The organism is Mycobacterium sp. IS-2888, assembly GCF_001954215.1.
Classification (GTDB): domain Bacteria; phylum Actinomycetota; class Actinomycetes; order Mycobacteriales; family Mycobacteriaceae; genus Mycobacterium.
The window spans coordinates 24,658-42,224 of sequence record NZ_MBET01000033.1; the positions used below are offsets into that span (position 1 = coordinate 24,658).

Annotated in this window: 12 protein-coding genes; all 12 read left to right on the forward strand. The window is 70.4% G+C overall.

What is annotated here, in order from left to right; translation table 11 throughout:
- Positions 1–110 precede the first annotated feature (110 nt).
- Entirely contained in the window at positions 111–1,154 is a 1,044-nt protein-coding gene (gene pheS, locus A5745_RS05860; RefSeq protein ID WP_076115435.1) for a phenylalanine--tRNA ligase subunit alpha, read from the forward strand.
- Positions 1,154–3,652: a phenylalanine--tRNA ligase subunit beta gene (pheT, locus tag A5745_RS05865; RefSeq protein WP_076115436.1), complete on the forward strand. Its 2,499-nt coding sequence runs from the start codon at positions 1,154–1,156 to the stop codon at positions 3,650–3,652. The genes pheS and pheT overlap by 1 nt, the downstream gene beginning before the upstream one ends.
- A gap of 43 nt (positions 3,653–3,695) precedes the next feature.
- Positions 3,696–4,739 carry an N-acetyl-gamma-glutamyl-phosphate reductase gene (argC, locus tag A5745_RS05870; RefSeq protein ID WP_076115445.1) on the forward strand — a complete coding sequence of 348 codons (1,044 nt, stop codon included), beginning with the start codon at positions 3,696–3,698 and terminating at the stop codon, positions 4,737–4,739.
- The gene (gene argJ / locus A5745_RS05875; protein WP_076115437.1) at positions 4,736–5,950 is read left to right on the forward strand and encodes a bifunctional glutamate N-acetyltransferase/amino-acid acetyltransferase ArgJ; all 1,215 of its coding nucleotides are present in this window, start codon (positions 4,736–4,738) and stop codon (positions 5,948–5,950) included. Before argC ends, argJ begins: the two co-directional genes overlap by 4 nt.
- Positions 5,951–6,033: 83 nt before the next feature.
- Positions 6,034–6,921 (forward strand): acetylglutamate kinase, encoded by an 888-nt coding sequence (gene argB / locus A5745_RS05880; RefSeq protein WP_076115438.1) that lies wholly within the window; start codon positions 6,034–6,036, stop codon positions 6,919–6,921.
- Positions 6,918–8,108 carry an acetylornithine transaminase gene (locus A5745_RS05885; RefSeq protein ID WP_076115439.1) on the forward strand — a complete coding sequence of 397 codons (1,191 nt, stop codon included), beginning with the start codon at positions 6,918–6,920 and terminating at the stop codon, positions 8,106–8,108. The genes argB and A5745_RS05885 overlap by 4 nt, the downstream gene beginning before the upstream one ends.
- Complete coding sequence (gene argF / locus A5745_RS05890) at positions 8,105–9,031, forward strand: ornithine carbamoyltransferase (RefSeq protein WP_076115440.1); 927 nt, start codon at positions 8,105–8,107, stop codon at positions 9,029–9,031. Before A5745_RS05885 ends, argF begins: the two co-directional genes overlap by 4 nt.
- A complete protein-coding gene (locus tag A5745_RS05895) occupies positions 9,028–9,522 on the forward strand; it encodes an arginine repressor (protein WP_076058868.1) in 495 nt (164 codons plus the stop codon). Before argF ends, A5745_RS05895 begins: the two co-directional genes overlap by 4 nt.
- Positions 9,523–9,535: 13 nt before the next feature.
- Positions 9,536–10,756 carry an argininosuccinate synthase gene (locus A5745_RS05900; RefSeq protein ID WP_076115441.1) on the forward strand — a complete coding sequence of 407 codons (1,221 nt, stop codon included), beginning with the start codon at positions 9,536–9,538 and terminating at the stop codon, positions 10,754–10,756.
- On the forward strand, positions 10,753–12,177 hold the full coding sequence (gene argH / locus A5745_RS05905) for an argininosuccinate lyase (RefSeq protein ID WP_076058871.1): 1,425 nt from the start codon (positions 10,753–10,755) through the stop codon (positions 12,175–12,177). The genes A5745_RS05900 and argH overlap by 4 nt, the downstream gene beginning before the upstream one ends.
- A 113-nt stretch (positions 12,178–12,290) precedes the next feature.
- On the forward strand, positions 12,291–13,352 hold the full coding sequence (locus A5745_RS05910) for a type III polyketide synthase (RefSeq protein WP_076058873.1): 1,062 nt from the start codon (positions 12,291–12,293) through the stop codon (positions 13,350–13,352).
- 19 nt (positions 13,353–13,371) lie between these two features.
- The coding region (locus tag A5745_RS05915; protein ID WP_076115442.1) for a type I polyketide synthase at positions 13,372–17,567 on the forward strand (4,196 nt) is incomplete at its 3' end.

A 17,567-nucleotide genomic window follows, 5' to 3' on the forward strand; every position in this document is an offset into this window, starting at 1 on the left:
GCATCTCCCAGCACGCGCCGAGCGCCGTGCATCGAATCCCCTATGATCGGCATTTGCGCTGGGCGCATCCAGCCCTGCAACAGCCTCGTCAGCAAGGAGAGTGTCGCCGCGTGGGCGATCAACCCGTCGACCTGTCGCCGGAAGCGTTGACCGATGCGGTCGATGCCGCCCGGCAGGCCTTCGCAGAGGCGGGTGACCTGGAGGCGCTGGCGCTCGTCAAGACCGAGCACCTCGGTGACCGCTCGCCGCTGGCGCTGGCGCGACAGGCGCTGGCCGCCTTGCCCAAGGACCAGCGCGCGGACGCCGGCAAGCGCGTCAACACCGCCCGCGGCGACGCCCAGCGCAGCTACGACGACCGGCTGGCGACCCTGCGTGCCGAGCGCGACGCGGCCGTGCTGGTCGCCGAGGGCATCGACGTCACGTTGCCGTCGACGCGGCAGCCGACCGGCGCCCGGCACCCGATCACGATATTGGCCGAGCATGTCGCCGACACCTTCGTCGCGATGGGATGGGAGCTGGTCGAGGGGCCGGAGGTCGAGACCGAGCAGTTCAACTTCGACGCCCTCAACTTTCCTCCCGACCATCCCGCGCGCAGCGAACAGGACACCTTCTATATCGCGCCGGAGGGTTCGCGACAGCTGCTGCGCACGCATACCTCGCCGGTGCAGGTCCGCATCCTGCTCGAGCGCGACCTGCCGATCTACATCGTCTCGATCGGCCGCACGTTCCGTACCGACGAACTCGACGCCACCCACACGCCCGTCTTCCATCAGGTCGAAGGGTTGGCGGTGGACCGCGGCCTGACGATGGCGCACCTGCGGGGAACGCTGGACGCGTTCGCGCGCGCGGAGTTCGGCCGCTCGGTGCGCACCCGGTTCCGGCCACACTTCTTCCCGTTCACCGAACCGTCCGCCGAGTTCGACGTCTGGTTCGCCGACAGGAAGGGTGGCGCCGACTGGGTGGAGTGGGGCGGCTGCGGCATGGTGCATCCAAACGTGTTGCGGGCCGCTGGGATTGACCCCGACGTCTACTCCGGCTTCGCGTTCGGGATGGGCCTGGAACGCACGCTGCAGTTCCGCAACGGCATTCCCGACATGCGCGACATGGTCGAGGGCGACGTCCGGTTCTCGCTGCCCTTCGGGGTCGGTGCCTGATGCGCCTTCCGTACAGCTGGCTGCGCGAGGTCGTCGCCGTGGGCGCCCCGGGCTGGGATGTCGCCCCTAGCGACCTCGAACAGACCCTGGTGCGCATCGGCCACGAGGTCGAGGAAGTCGTCACGCTCGGCCCGGTCGACGGGCCGCTGACCGTGGGACGGGTCACCGGCATCGAGGAGCTCACCGAGTTCAAGAAACCGATCCGGGCGTGTCTCGTCGACGTCGGCGAGGGAGCACCCCGCGATATCGTTTGTGGGGCAACCAATTTCGTGGTCGGCGACCTGGTTGTGGTGGCGCTGCCCGGTACCACGCTGCCCGGCGGGTTCGCCATCACCGCGCGCAAGACCTACGGTCGCAACTCCGACGGAATGATCTGCTCGACGGCCGAACTCGGTTTGGGCGCCGACCATTCCGGAATCCTGGTGCTCCCGCCCGGCACGGCCGAACCCGGGGCCGACGCCACCGGCGTGCTCGGATTGGACGACGTGGTCTTCCACCTGGCCATCACCCCCGACCGCGGCTACGCCATGTCGGTGCGCGGCCTGGCCCGTGAGATCGCCTGCGCCTACGACCTGGACTTCGTCGACCCCGCGGAGGTCAAGCCGCTGCCCGTCGAGGGCGAGGCGTGGCCGCTGACGGTGCAGGCCGAAACCGGCGTTCGCCGCTTCGCGCTGCGGCCGGTCACCGGCATCGACCCCGCCGCGGTGTCGCCATGGTGGCTGCAGCGCCGACTGCTGCTCTCCGGCATCCGCGCGACCTCCCCGGCCGTCGACGTGACCAACTACGTGATGCTGGAACTGGGCCACCCCATGCACGCCCACGACCGCAACCGCATCAGCGGCGGCCTCGGCGTGCGGTTCGCCCGGCCCGGCGAGATCGTCGTCACCCTCGATGACGTTGAGCGCAAACTCGATCCGGCCGACGTCCTTATCGTCGACGACTCCGCCACGGCCGCGATCGGCGGAGTCATGGGTGCGGCCAGCACCGAGGTGCGCGCCGATTCCACCGACGTGCTGCTGGAGGCCGCGGTGTGGGACCCGGCCGCGGTGTCGCGCACCCAGCGGCGGCTGCACCTGCCCAGCGAGGCCGCCCGTCGCTATGAGCGCGGGGTGGACCCGGCGATTTCGGTGGCCGCGCTGGACCGCTGTGCCGCGCTGCTCGCCGACATCACCGGAGGAGCGGTGTCCCCGACCCTGACCGATTGGCGTGGTGACCCGCCGCGTGACGACTGGTCCCTGCCGCCGATCCGGATCGCCGTCGACCTGCCGGACCGCGTCGCGGGCCTGGCCTACGCCCCGGGCACGACCGCGCGGCGGCTGGCCCAGATCGGCGCCTTGGTAGTGGAAGAAGTCGCCGAAGATGGCGGCATATTGACGGTGACCCCGCCGAGTTGGCGCCCCGATCTCGTGCAGCCCGCCGACCTGGTGGAGGAGGTGCTGCGGCTGGAGGGCCTCGAGGACATCCCGTCGGTGCTGCCGTCGGCCCCCGCGGGGCGGGGACTCACCGCGGTGCAGAAGCGCCGCCGCGCCATCGGTAGGTCGCTGGCGCAGTCCGGCTACGTCGAGGTCCTGCCGACACCGTTTCTGCCCGCCGGCGTGTTCGACCTCTGGGGCCTGCCCGCCGACGACCCGCGGCGCAGCACCACCCGTGTGCTCAACCCGCTGGAAGCGGATCGGCCGGAGCTGGCCACCACACTGCTGCCCGGCCTACTGGAAGCGTTGGGGCGCAACGTGTCCCGCGGTCTCGTCGACGCCGCGCTGTTCGCCATCGCCCAGGTGGTGCAGCCGACCGAGCAGACTCGCGGTGTCGAGCTCATCCCCGTGGACCGCCGCCCGACCGAAGCCGAAATCGCGATGCTGGACGCGTCGTTGCCCCGACAACCGCAGCACGTCGCAGTCGTGCTGGCCGGCCTGCGTGAACCACGCGGCCCGTGGGGCCCCGGGCGCGCCGCGGATGCCACCGATGCGTTGGAGGCGGTGCGAATCATCGCGCGCGCCAGCGGAGTTGACGTGACCCTGCGGGCCGCCCAATGCCTGCCGTGGCATCCGGGCCGCTGCGCCGAGGTGCTGGTCGGGGGGACCCGCGTCGGTCATGCGGGCCAATTGCATCCCGCCGTGATCGAGCGCTCGGGGCTGCCGAAGGGTACCTGCGCGCTCGAGCTGAACCTCGATGCGATTCCGATCGTCGAGGCGTTGCCGGCGCCCAGGGTGTCGCCATTCCCGGCCGTGTTCCAGGACGTCAGCCTGGTGGTGTCGGCCGACGTGCCGGCCCAGGCGGTGGCGGATGCCGTCCGCGAGGGGGCGGGCGAGCTGCTAGAGGACATTCGGCTGTTCGACGTGTTCACCGGCCCGCAGATCGGCGAGCATCGCAAGTCGCTGACGTTCGCGCTGCGCTTCCGCGCGCCCGATCGCACGCTGACCGAGGACGACGCCAGCGCCGCCCGTGACGCCGCCGTGCGGCGTGCCGCTGAGGCCGTCGGTGCCGAACTGCGCATGTAGCATTGATTTGCAAACTACTGCATAACCATGCAGAATGGTCGAAATGGCCGACGTTCTCAAGGTGGCGGTTGCCGGTGCCAGCGGCTACGCGGGTGGCGAGATCCTCCGCCTGCTGCTCGGGCATCCCGCCTACGCCGACGGCCGGCTCACGATCGGATCGGTGACCGCCGCCGCCAGCGCCGGCAGCGCGCTGGGTGAGCACCATCCGCACATCACGCCGCTGGCGCAGCGGGTGGTCGAGCCCACCGAGCTCGCCGTCCTGAGCGGCCATGACGTCGTGTTCCTCGCGCTTCCGCACGGGCATTCGGCGGCGCTGGCCGAACAGCTCGGACCCGACACCCTGATCGTCGACTGCGGCGCGGACTTCCGGCTCGGCGACGCCGTCGCATGGGAGCGGTTCTACGGGTCCCCGCACGCCGGCAGCTGGCCCTACGGGCTGCCCGAGCTGCCCGGGGCGCGGGAGCGGCTGCGCGGCGCCCGCCGCATCGCGGTGCCGGGGTGCTATCCCACCGCGGCGCTGCTGGCGCTGTTGCCCGCGGTGGCCGAGGACCTCGTCGAACCCGCCGTCACGGTGGTCGCCGTCAGCGGCACCTCCGGGGCCGGTCGCGCGGCCAAGACCGACCTGCTCGGCTCCGAGGTCATCGGGTCGGCGCGGGCTTACAACATCGCCGGCGCCCACCGGCACACACCCGAGATCGCACAGGGGCTGCGAGCCGTCACCGAGCGCGACGTCACGGTGTCGTTCACGCCCGTGCTCATCCCGACGTCACGCGGCATCCTGGCCACCTGCACCGCCCGCACCCGCGCCCCGCTATCGCAACTGCGCGCGGCCTACGAAAAGGCTTATGACGCAGAGCCTTTCGTCTATCTGCTGCCGGACGGCCAGTTGCCCCGCACCGGGTCGGTCATCGGCAGCAACGCGGCCCACATCGCCGTCGCGGTGGACGAGGCCGCCGAGACGTTCGTCGCGATCGCCGCGATCGACAACCTGGTCAAGGGCACGGCCGGTGCCGCCGTGCAGTCGATGAACCTGGCGCTGGGTTGGCCCGAGGCCGAGGGCCTTTCGGTGGTCGGAGTGGCGCCGTGACCTCGACGACCGCTGAGACGCGGCTGCTGCGTGAACAGGGCGTGACCGCCCCGGCCGGGTTCCGGGCCGCCGGCATCGCCGCAGGGATCAAGGCGTCGGGGGCACGTGACCTCGCCCTGGTGTTCAACGAAGGACCCGACTACGCCGCCGCCGGGGTGTTTACCCGCAACCAGGTCAAGGCCGCGCCGGTGCTCTGGACCCAGCAGGTGCTGACCACCGGCGCGCTGCGCGCGGTGATCCTCAACTCCGGCGGGGCGAACGCCTGCACCGGGCCGGGCGGCTTCCAGGACGCCCACGCCACCGCGGAGGCGGTGGCCGCCGCGCTGTCGGACTGGGGAACCGAGACCGGGGCCATCGAGGTCGGCGTCTGCTCCACCGGATTGATCGGCGACCGGCTGCCAATGGACAAGGTGCTGGCCGGGGTTCGCGAGATCGTGCACGAGATGGCGGGCGGGCTGACCGGCGGGGACGACGCCGCGCACGCCATCATGACCACCGACACCGTGGCCAAACAGGTTGCGCTGCATCATCGGAACAACTGGACGGTGGGCGGGATGGCCAAGGGTGCGGGCATGCTCGCGCCGTCGCTGGCCACCATGCTGTGCGTGCTGAGCACCGACGCGGTCGCCGACGCGGCGGCGCTCGACGCGGCGCTGCGCGGCGCCGCCGCCCGCACGTTCGACCGACTCGACATCGACGGCTGCTGTTCCACCAACGACACGGTGCTGCTGCTGGCGTCGGGCGCCAGCGGGATCGCGCCGCCGCAGGCCGATCTCGACGAGGCGGTGCTGCGGGTCTGCGACGACCTGTGCGCGCAGCTGCAGGCCGACGCCGAGGGCGTCACCAAGCGCGTCACCGTGACCGTGACCGGCGCGGCGTCCGACGACGACGCGCTGACCGCCGCCCGGGCGGTCGCCCGCGACAGCCTGGTCAAGACTGCGCTGTTCGGCTCGGACCCCAACTGGGGCCGGGTGCTCGCGGCCGTCGGCATGACGCCGATCACCCTCGAACCGGATCGAATCAACGTGTCGTTCAACGGTTCCGCGGTGTGCGTCGACGGGGTCGGCGCGCCCGGCGCGCGTGAGGTCGATCTGTCGGGCGCCGACATCGACGTCACCGTCGACCTGCGCGTCGGCGACGCCTCCGCCACCATCCGCACCACCGACCTCTCGCACGGCTACGTCGAAGAGAATTCGGCCTACAGCTCATGACTCGCGCCGGCAACGATGCAGAACGAAGTGATGAGGTGGGGGTACCTCCCTGCCGCGAAGCGACGAGGGGGAGAGCGGCGCAAATGAGCCTCCAGATCGAAGAGTTGACCACCGTGGTCAAGGCGCAGGTGCTCGCCGAGGCCCTGCCCTGGCTCAAGCAGCTGCACGGCAAGATCGTCGTGATCAAGTACGGCGGCAACGCCATGACCGACGACACGCTGCGGCACGCCTTCGCCGCCGACATGGCCTTCCTGCGCAACTGCGGCGTCCACCCCGTGGTCGTGCACGGTGGCGGACCACAGATCACCGCCATGCTGCGCCGCCTCGGCATCGAGGGCGACTTCAAGGGCGGATTTCGGGTCACCACACCGGAAGTGCTCGACGTGGCGCGGATGGTGCTGTTCGGACAGGTGGGCCGCGAACTGGTCAACCTGATCAACGCGCACGGCCCCTACGCCGTCGGCATCACCGGCGAGGATGCGCAGCTGTTCACCGCCGTGCGGCGCAGCGTCACCGTCGATGGTGTGGCCACCGACATCGGCCTGGTGGGCGACGTCGATCAGGTGAACACAGCGGCGTTGCTGGATCTGATTGCGGCGCGCCGCATTCCGGTGGTGTCGACGCTCGCGCCCGACGCCGACGGCGTGGTGCACAACATCAACGCCGACACCGCTGCAGCGGCGCTGGCCGAAGCCCTGGGAGCCGAAAAGCTGTTGATGCTGACCGATGTCGAAGGCCTGTACACCAGCTGGCCCGACCGCGATTCGCTGGTCAGCGAAATCGACACCGCCACACTGGCGCAACTGCTACCCACGCTGGAGGCCGGCATGATCCCCAAGGTCGAAGCCTGCCTGCGCGCGGTCACGGCCGGTGTGCCCAGCGCACACGTCATCGACGGGCGGGTCGAACACTGCGTGCTGGTGGAGCTTTTCACCGACGCGGGCACCGGCACCAAGGTGGTTTCGGCATGACGCACACCGACTCGATCAAGCAGCGGTGGGAAGCCGTGATGATGCACAACTACGGCACCCCGCCGGTCGCGTTGGCCAGCGGGGAGGGCGCCGTCGTCACCGACGTCGACGGCAAGACCTACCTGGACCTGCTCGGCGGCATCGCCGTAAACGTGCTCGGCCATCGCCATCCCGCCATCATCGAGGCCGTGACGCATCAGGTCGCGACGCTGGGGCACACGTCCAACCTGTATGCCACCGAACCCGCCGTCGCGCTGGCCGAAGAACTGGTCGGGCTGCTGGGCGCGGACGCGCAGACCCGGGTGTTCTTCTGTAACTCCGGGACCGAGGCGAACGAGATGGCGTTCAAGCTGTCCCGGCTCACCGGACGCACGAAACTCGTTGCCGCACAAGAGGCTTTCCACGGCCGGACAATGGGCTCGCTGGCGTTGACCGGTCAGCCCAGCAAGCAGGCTCCGTTCGCGCCGCTGCCCGGTGAGGTCACCCACGTCCCGTATGGCTCGGTGGACGCGCTGGAGGCCGCCGTCGACGACGACACCGCCGCGGTATTCCTCGAACCGATCATGGGGGAGAGCGGCGTCGTCGTCCCACCGGAGGGCTACCTCGTCGCCGCCCGCGACATCACCGCCCGGCACGGCGCCCTGCTGGTCCTCGACGAGGTGCAGACCGGAATGGGCCGCACCGGCGCGTTTTTCGCCCATCAGCACGACGGCATCACCCCTGACGTGGTGACGCTGGCCAAGGGGCTCGGCGGCGGCCTGCCGATCGGCGCGTGCCTGGCCGTCGGGCCAGCGGCGGAGCTGCTGACGCCGGGCCTGCACGGCAGCACGTTCGGCGGCAACCCGATCTGCACCGCGGCGGCGCTGGCCGTGTTGCGCGTCCTGGCCGCCGACGACCTCGTCCGGCGCGCCGAGGTGCTGGGCAAGACGATCCGGCACGGCATCGAGAGGCTCGGCCACCCGTTGATCGACCACGTGCGTGGCCGCGGCCTGCTGTGGGGCGTGGTGCTGTCCGCGCCGCGCGCCAAGGACGCGGAGGCGGCAGCCCGCGGCGCGGGCTTCCTGGTCAACGCGGCCGCGCCCGACGTCATCCGGCTGGCGCCGCCGCTGATCATCACCGAGTCCCAGATCGAGGGCTTTATCGCCGCCCTGCCGGGGATCCTCGAGACCGCAGGGGCTGCAACGTGATTCGGCATTTCCTGCGCGACGATGACCTAGCACCGGCCGAGCAGGCCGAGGTGCTGCAGCTGGCCGCGGATCTGAAGAAGGACCCGTTCGCCCGTCGCCCCCTGGAGGGTCCGCGCGGCGTCGCGGTGCTCTTCGACAAGAACTCCACCCGCACCCGGTTCTCGTTCGAGGTGGGCATCGCCCAGCTCGGCGGGCATGCGGTCGTCGTCGACACAAGCAGCACCCAGCTGGGCCGCGACGAGACGCTCGAGGACACCGCGCGCGTCCTGTCCCGCTACGTCGAGGCCATCGTGTGGCGGACGTTCGGGCAGGACCGGCTCGACGCCATGGCCTCGACGGCGACGGTGCCGGTGGTGAACGCGCTGTCCGACGAGTTCCATCCCTGCCAGGTGCTCGCCGACCTGCAGACCATCGCCGAACGCAAGGGGACGCTGCACGGGCTGCGGCTGTCCTACTTCGGAGACGGCGCCAACAACATGGCCCATTCGCTGATGCTCGGCGCCGTCACCGCCGGCATCCACGTCACGGTCGCCGCGCCCGACGGGTTCGCGCCCGACCCGGCCGTCGTGGCCGCCGCCGAGCAGCGCGCGCGGGCCACCGGCGCGTCGGTGCTCCTCACCCCCGATGCCGAGGCCGCCGCGGCGGGAGCCGACGTCCTGGTGACCGACACCTGGACGTCGATGGGTCAGGAGGACGACGGGCTGGACCGCCGCACCCCGTTCTGGCCCTATCAGGTCAACCCGCAACTCGTCGGCCTGGCGGATTCGGAAGCCATTGTGCTGCACTGCCTTCCGGCCCACCGTGGCGACGAGATCACCGACGAGGTGATGGACGGGCCGCGCAGCGCGGTGTGGGACGAGGCCGAGAACCGCCTGCACGCCCAGAAGGCGCTGCTGGTGTGGTTGCTGGAGCGGTCGCAATGACTCGCAGCAAGCCCACCCCCGAAACCACCCGCGCCGGCCGGCAGGCCCGCATCGTGGCGATCCTGTCGTCATCGTCGATCAGCAGCCAGAGCGAACTGGCGGTGCGGCTGGCCGACGAGGGCATCGACGTCACGCAGGCCACGCTGTCGCGCGACCTCGAGGAGCTCGGCGCGGTGAAGCTGCGCGGTGCGGACGGCGGCGTCGGGGTCTACGTCGTCCCCGAGGACGGCAGCCCGGTGCGCGGGGTCTCCGGCGGCACCGCGCGGCTGTCGCGGCTGCTGGGCGAGCTGCTGGTGTCCGTCGACTCCAGCGCGAACCTGGCGGTGCTGCGCACCCCGCCCGGTGCGGCCGACTATTTGGCCAGCGCAATCGACCGGGCGGCGCTACCGTACGTGGTCGGCACGATCGCCGGCGATGACACCCTCTTCGTGGCCGCCCGAGAGCCGATGACCGGCGCCGAGCTGGCCGCCACCCTCGAGAGCCTCAAATAAAGGAGATTGACTGATGTCAGAACGCGTCATCCTGGCGTATTCCGGCGGTCTGGACACCTCGGTGGCGATCAGCTGGATCGGCAAGGAGACCGGCCGTGAGGTCGTGGCGGTGGCGATCGATCTGGGCCAGGGCGGCGAGGACATGGAGGTCGTGCGCCAACGGGCCCTGGACTGCGGCGCCGTCGAGGCGGTCGTCGTCGACGCCCGCGACGAATTCGCCGAGGGCTATTGCCTGCCCACGGTGCTGAACAACGCGCTGTACATGGACCGCTACCCGCTGGTGTCCGCGATCAGCCGGCCGTTGATCGTCAAGCACCTCGTGGCGGCCGCGCGCGAGCACGGCGGCGGCATCGTCGCGCATGGCTGCACCGGCAAGGGCAATGACCAGGTCCGGTTCGAGGTCGGATTCGCTTCGCTGGCACCGGATTTGGAGGTGCTGGCGCCGGTGCGCGACTACGCGTGGACGCGGGAGAAGGCGATCGCGTTCGCCGAGGAGAACGCCATCCCGATCGGCGTCACCAAACGCTCGCCGTTCTCCATTGACCAGAACGTGTGGGGCCGCGCTGTGGAGACCGGGTTTCTCGAGCACCTGTGGAACGCGCCCACCAAGGACATCTACGCCTACACCGAAGACCCCACCCTGAACTGGAGCACGCCCGACGAGGTGATCATCGGATTCGAGCAGGGGGTGCCGGTGTCCATCGACGGCAAGCCGGTCTCGATGCTGCAGGCCATCGAGGAACTCAACACCCGCGCCGGGGCGCAGGGCGTCGGGCGCCTCGACGTCGTCGAGGACCGGCTGGTCGGCATCAAGAGCCGCGAGATCTACGAAGCACCCGGCGCGATGGTGCTCATCACCGCGCACACCGAACTCGAACACGTCACCCTCGAGCGCGAACTGGGCCGCTTCAAACGGCACACCGACCAGCGCTGGGCCGAGCTGGTGTACGACGGGCTGTGGTACTCACCGCTCAAGGTGGCGCTGGAGAGCTTCGTCGCCAAGACGCAGGAACACGTGTCCGGCGAGGTGCGAATGGTGTTGCACGGCGGGCACATTGCGGTCAACGGCCGCCGCAGCGCCGAGTCGCTCTACGACTTCAACCTGGCCACCTACGACGAGGGCGACAGCTTCGACCAGTCGGCCGCGAAGGGCTTCGTCTACGTGCACGGGTTGTCGTCGAAGATCGCCTCCCGCCGGGACCTGGCCTGGGAAACGGGCCCAACCGACACGTGAGCACTCGCGAGGGATCACTGTGGGGTGGGCGGTTCGCCGACGGTCCGTCCGAGGCGCTGGCCGCTCTCAGCAAGTCCACCCACTTCGACTGGGTGCTGGCGCCCTACGACATCACGGCGTCGCGCGCGCACACCATCGTCCTGTTCCGGGCCGGCCTGCTCAGCGAGGAGCAGCGCGACGGGCTGCTGGCGGGGCTGGACAGCCTGGCCGAGGACGTGGCCGACGGCAGCTTTTCGCCGCTCGTCAGCGACGAGGACGTGCATGCCGCCCTGGAGCGCGGCCTGATCGACCGGGTCGGGCCCGACCTGGGCGGCCGGCTCCGCGCCGGCCGGTCGCGCAACGATCAGGTGGCGACGCTGTTCCGGATGTGGCTGCGCGACGCGGTGCGGCGGGTCGCGGCCGGGGCGCTCGACGTCGTCGCGGCACTGGCCGCGCAGGCCGCCGCCCACCCGAAGGCGATCATGCCCGGCAAGACCCATCTGCAGTCGGCCCAGCCGATCCTGCTGGCCCATCATCTCCTGGCACACGCGCATCCCTTGCTGCGCGACGTCGACCGGATCGTCGATTTCGACAAGCGCGCCGCGGTGTCCCCGTACGGCGCCGGCGCGCTGGCCGGCACGTCGCTAGGGCTGGACCCCGACGCGATCGCCGCGGACCTGGGCTTCGCCGCTTCGGCGGACAACTCCGTCGACGCGACCGCGGCCCGGGATTTCGCCGCGGAAGCCGCGTTCGTGTTCGCGATGATCGGCGTGGACCTGTCCCGGCTCGCCGAGGACATCATCATCTGGAGCTCGACGGAGTTCGGCTACGTCACCCTGCACGATTCGTGGTCCACCGGCAGCTCGATCATGCCGCAGAAGAAAAATCCGGACATCGCCGAGCTGGCCCGCGGCAAGTCGGGCCGGCTGATCGGCAACGTGGCCGGCCTGCTGGCGACGCTGAAGGCCCAGCCGCTGGCCTACAACCGTGACCTGCAGGAAGACAAGGAACCGGTCTTCGACTCGGTGGCCCAGCTGGAGCTGCTGCTGCCGGCGATGGCGGGCCTGGTGGCCAGCCTGACGTTCAACGTCGAGCGGATGGCTGCGCTGGCCCCGGCGGGCTACACCCTGGCCACCGATATCGCCGAATGGCTTGTCCGCCAGGGAGTTCCGTTCCGGTCCGCGCACGAGGCCGCCGGCGCCGCCGTGCGCGCCGCCGAGGAGCGCGGCGTCGGGCTCGAGCAGCTGACCGACGACGAGCTGGCCGCCATCAGCTCCGACCTGACACCGCAGGTCAGGGAGGTGCTGACGATCGAGGGCTCGGTCTCGGCGCGCGACGCCCGCGGAGGCACCGCGCCGACCCGGGTCGCCGACCAACTCGACGGGGTCCTGGCCAGCTCCGAGCGGCTGAAAGAGCGGCTGCAACAGCAGCTGACGGGGTGAAACGAGACTGCCCGTTTCTTTGCCGTTAATTTGCGAGCGGACTAAGCTTCCATCAGCTAAGCAGTCCGGGTGAACCGTCGTGCCCGGGTGTACGTGACCAGGGGGTGGGTCCAATGAGCGTCATCGCGGGCGTGTTCGGAGCGTTGCCGCCATATCGCTACTCCCAGCGCGAGCTCACCGACTTTTTCGTCAGCATTCCGGAGTTCGAGGGTTACGAGGACATCGTTCGGCAGCTGCACACCAGTGCCAAGGTCAACAGCCGCCACCTGGTCCTGCCGCTGGAGAAGTACCCGACGCTCAAAGACTTCGGCACGGCGAACCGGATCTTCATCGAAAACGCCGTGGACCTCGGCTGTGAGGCGCTGGTGGGGGCGCTGGACGAGGCGGGGCTGCGACCCCAAGACCTCGACGTGCTCGTCACGACGACGGTCACCGGGCTGGCGGTGCCGTCGCTGGATGCCCGGATCGCCGGGCGGCTCGGGCTGCGCGACGACGTGCGCCGGGTGCCGCTGTTCGGGCTGGGCTGCGTCGCCGGGGCCGCGGGGGTGGCCCGGCTGCACGACTACCTGCGCGGCGCGCCGGACGGGGTCGCGGCGCTCGTGTCGGTCGAGCTTTGCTCGCTGACCTACCCGGGATACAAGCCGTCGCTGGCCGGCATGGTCGGCAGCGCGTTGTTTGCTGACGGTTCTGGAGCCGTGGTCGCGGTCGGCGAGCGTCGCGCCGAACAGATCGGCGCCGCCGGGCCCACAGTGGTCGATTCCCGCAGCCACCTCTATCCCGACTCGCTGCGCACGATGGGCTACGACATCGGCACGACGGGATTCGAGCTGGTGCTGTCCAAGGATGTCGCGGCGGTCGTCGAGCAATACATCGAAAAGGACGTCACGGAGTTCCTAGCCGCCCACGGCCTGAGCACCGACGACATCGGCGCCTTCGTCAGCCACCCCGGTGGCCCGAAGGTCATCGAAGCGATCACTGCCGCCCTGTCGCTGCCGCCGGAAGCCCTGGAGCTGACGTGGCGCTCACTCGGTGAGATCGGCAACCTGAGCTCGGCGTCGGTGCTGCACGTGCTGCGCGACACCATCGGCAAGCGGCCGCCCAGCGGCAGCCCGGGCCTGATGCTCGCGATGGGTCCCGGATTCTGCTCTGAACTTGTGTTGTTGCGCTGGCACTGATGCGCGATCGCCTGATCGTATGAATAGCAGTCAAGACGAACTCGTCAAGGCCCTCCGCAAGTCTCTCAAGGAAAACGAGCGGCTGAAGCGGGAGAACCGCGAGTACCTGGCCATGGCGACCGACCCGATCGCGGTGGTGGGGATGGCGTGCCGGTATCCGGGCGGCGTGGATTCGCCGGAGGCCTTGTGGCAGATGGTCGTCGAGGGCCGCGATGTGGTGTCCGACTTCCCGTCCGATCGCGGCTGGGATCTGGGCGGCCTGTTCGATCCCGACCCCGACGCGATCGGGAAGTCGTACACCCGGTGCGGCGGATTCCTGGCGGACGCCGCCGATTTCGACGCCGCGTTCTTCGGTATCGCGCCCAGCGAGGCGCTCGCCATGGATCCGCAGCAACGCTTGTTGATGGAAGTGTCGTGGGAAGCGTTGGAGCGAGCCGGAATTGACCCGTTGGCGCTGCGTGGGTCGGCGACGGGCGTGTTCGCCGGGATATTCCACGGGTCGTACGGCGGCCAGGGACGGGTCCCCGGAGAGCTCGAGCGATACGGGCTGCGCGGCTCGACGCTGAGCGTCGCCTCGGGCCGGGTCGCCTACGCGCTGGGCTTGGAGGGCCCGGCGGTGTCGGTGGACACCGCGTGTTCGTCGTCGTTGGTGGCCCTGCACCTGGCGGCCCGCTCACTGAGATCGGGCGAATGCGATCTGGCGTTGGTCGGCGGCGTGACGGTCATGGCCACTCCCGCGATGTTCATCGAATTCAGTCGACAGCGCGCGCTGGCCGCCGACGGACGGTGCAAGGCGTATGCCGGTGCGGCCGACGGGACCGCCTTCTCCGAGGGCGTCGGGGCGCTGGTGTTGGAGCGGTTGGCCGATGCGCGGCGGATGGGCCACCCGGTGCTCGCGGTGGTCCGGGGCTCGGCCGTCAACCAGGACGGCGCGTCCAACGGCCTGGCGACCCCGAATGGCCCGGCTCAGCAGCGGGTGGTGCGGGCCGCACTCGCCAGCGCGCGGTTGACGACGGCCGACGTGGATCTGGTGGAGGGCCACGGCACCGGCACCACGCTGGGCGACCCGATCGAGGCCCAGGCGCTGCTCGCTACCTATGGACAGAATCGGCCGGCGGATCGGCCGCTGTGGCTGGGGTCCATCAAATCGAACATGGGTCACACCTCGGCCGCCGCGGGCGTGGCCGGGGTGATCAAGATGGTGCAGGCGATCCGCCACGGGCTGATGCCGCGGACGCTGCATGTGGATGTGCCCACGCCGCATGTGGATTGGTCGGCGGGGGCCGTCTCGCTGTTGACCGAACCCCGGGCATGGCCGGCGGGGGACGGTCCGCGCCGGGCCGGGGTGTCGTCGTTCGGGATCAGCGGGACCAATGCGCATGTGATCTTGGAACAGGCCCCGTCGGACCAGCCGGCGCTGGAAAGCGTTGGCGCTTCGGGTGATAACGACATGCCGGCGGTGCCGTGGGTGTTGTCCGCGCGGTCGGCCGAGGCGCTGACCGCCCAGGCGCAGCGGCTGTTGACGCACGTCGGCGCCGATCTCGACGCGGCCGACGTGGGCTGGTCGTTGGTCTCGACGCGTTCGGTGTTCGAGCATCGCGCGGTGATGGTCGGCGGTGACCGCGAGCAGCTGCTGGCCGGATTGGCCGGGCTGGCGGCCGGCGAGCCCGGCGCGAATGTCGTGGTGGGGCGTGCCCGCGCGGTGGACAGGACGGTCTTCGTTTTCCCGGGGCAAGGCTCGCAATGGGTCGGCATGGGGGCCCAATTGCTCGACACGTCAAAGGTTTTCGCCGATCACATGAACCGATGCGACAAGGCGCTCGGCGAACACGTGGAATGGTCCCTGATCGATGTCATCCGGGGCGCGGCGGGCGCCCCCGGGCTGGACCGGGTCGACGTGGTGCAGCCGGTGCTGTGGGCGGTGATGGTGTCGCTGGCCGAACTGTGGCGCTCGGTGGGCGTCCGCCCGGACGCGGTGATCGGCCACTCGCAGGGCGAGATCGCGGCGGCGTATGTCGCGGGTGCGTTGTCACTGGAGGACGCCGCCCGGGTCGTGGCGCTGCGCAGCCGGCTGCTGGTGCGGCTGTCGGGTTCCGGGGGCATGGTCTCACTGGCGTGTGCCCTGCCGCGAGCGCGCGAGTTGCTGGAACCATGGGGCGACCGGCTCAATATTGCTGCCGTCAACGGTGTTTCGGCCGTCGTCGTCTCCGGCGAGGTGACGGCACTCGAGGAACTGATGCCACGCTGCGAGGCGAACGGCGTCCGAGCGCGCAGGATCGATGTCGACTATGCCTCGCACTCCGCGCAGGTGGACGCGATCCGTGAGCCGCTCGCCGAGGCGCTGACCGGCATCGCGCCGCGTTCGTCCTCGGTGGCCTTCTTCTCCACGGTCACCGGCGAGCTAATGGACACCGCCGGCCTGAACGCCGAGTACTGGTACCGCAGCATCCGGCAGACGGTGCAGTTCGAACGTGCGGTGCGCGCCGCGCGCGATAGCGGGCATCAGGCTTTCATCGAATCCAGTCCCCATCCGGTGTTGCTCGCCGGCATCGAGGAAACCCTGGCCGATCGGAATGCCCCCGAAGCCGTCGTCATTCCCTCGCTGGGCCGCGAGGACGGTGGGCTCGACAGGTTCTTGCTGTCGGCCGGTCAGGCTCACGTCGCGGGCGTGGACGTGAACTGGCGGGCGGCTTTTGCGGGCGGATGTCAGGTGCCGTTGCCGACGTACGCCTTTCAGCGGCAACGGTTTTGGTTGCCGGAGATGGGCGCCGGCACCGGCGACATGGGCGCTCTGGGTTTGGCGGGGGCCGAGCACGGCTTGCTGGGCGCGGTGGTCCACCGGCCGGACTCGGGCGGCGTGGTGCTCACCGGCCGGCTCTCGATGGCCGCCCAACCGTGGCTGGCCGATCACGCGGTGGCCGGGGTGGCGTTGTTCCCGGGCGCCGGGTTCATCGAGTTAGCGTTGCGCGCCGGCGATGAGGTCGGTTGCACCGTGGTGGAGGAGCTGACGCTGTCGGCGCCGCTGCTGTTGCAACCGGCAGAAGGGGTGCACGTCCAGGTGGTGGTGGGCGCCGCGGCGAGCTCGGGCAGTCGGACCGTGTCGGTGTATTCGCTTGCGGCGCAGCCTGGTTCGGAGTGGGTGCTGCACGCCGAGGGCACGCTGAGCGCGGGAACCGTGCAGCCGGCGGCCGATCTGTCGGTCTGGCCGCCGGTGGGGGCGACGCCGCTTGACGTGGTCGATGCGTACGAGCGACTGGCGGACCGGGGCTATGAGTACGGGCCGGCGTTTCGGGGTCTGCGGGCCATGTGGCAGCGGGGCAGCGAAGTCTTCGCCGAGGTCGCAGTCCCCGAGGCCACCGGAGTGGACGTCGGCGGCTTCGGGATCCACCCGGTATTGGTGGACGCGGCGCTGCACGCGATGGGAGTGGCCGGCGAACAGGCCGAGACGATGCTGCCGTTTTCCTGGCAGGGAGTGTGTTTGTACGCGGCGGGAGCGGCACGCGCGCGGGTGCGGATCGCACCGGTCGGCGTGGCCGCGGTGTCGGTGGACCTGGCCGATGGCGCGGGTCTGCCCGTGTTGTCGGTGCGCGAGCTGGTAGTTCGCCCGGTCTCGGTGGCGCAGTTGGCGATGCCTGCGCAAGGCCGACGGGCGGGCGGGGCACTGTTCGAGGTGACATGGTCACCGGTGTCATTGGGGTCCAACGGGATTGGCGACGACGGTGTCACGGTGTGGCGCCCGGGCCCGGCGGCCGACGGTGTGGTCGGTTCGGTGTATGCGGCCACCCATGAGGCGCTGCGTGTACTGCAGTCGTCTCTGGCCGGGGATGGTTCCAAGATTCTCGCGGTCGTCACTCAGGGCGCCGTGGGGCTGCCCGGTGAGGCGACCACGGATCTCGCCGGCGCGGCGGTGTGGGGGCTGGTGCGCTCCGCGCAGGCCGAGCATCCGGGTCGGTTCGTGTTGGTGGATTCGGACGGATCGATCGACGTGCGCGATGTCATCGGTTGTGATGAACCGCAACTCGTGGTGCGTTCCGGTGTCGCCTATGCTCCCCGGCTGACCGCCGCAGGCGCCGGGCTGCAGCTGCCGGAGGGCGCATGGCGGATGACCGCCGGTGGCGGCGGCACGCTGGAGGACCTAGTGGTGCAGCCGAGCGCACGGGTGGAGCTGGCCGCCGGGCAGGTGCGGGTGGCGGTGGCCGCGGTGGGGGTGAACTT

What these genes read in the sequence shown, in the direction of transcription:
- A5745_RS05910 (WP_076058873.1), top strand. Translation starts at nt 12,291, where the DNA reads ATGAGCGTCATCGCGGGCGTGTTCGGAGCGTTGCCGCCATATCGCTAC.
- A5745_RS05900 (WP_076115441.1), top strand. Translation starts at nt 9,536, where the DNA reads ATGTCAGAACGCGTCATCCTGGCGTATTCCGGCGGTCTGGACACCTCG.
- A5745_RS05895 (WP_076058868.1), top strand. Translation starts at nt 9,028, where the DNA reads ATGACTCGCAGCAAGCCCACCCCCGAAACCACCCGCGCCGGCCGGCAG.
- argB (WP_076115438.1), top strand. Translation starts at nt 6,034, where the DNA reads ATGAGCCTCCAGATCGAAGAGTTGACCACCGTGGTCAAGGCGCAGGTG.
- argC (WP_076115445.1), top strand. Translation starts at nt 3,696, where the DNA reads ATGGCCGACGTTCTCAAGGTGGCGGTTGCCGGTGCCAGCGGCTACGCG.
- A5745_RS05885 (WP_076115439.1), top strand. Translation starts at nt 6,918, where the DNA reads ATGACGCACACCGACTCGATCAAGCAGCGGTGGGAAGCCGTGATGATG.
- pheT (WP_076115436.1), top strand. Translation starts at nt 1,154, where the DNA reads ATGCGCCTTCCGTACAGCTGGCTGCGCGAGGTCGTCGCCGTGGGCGCC.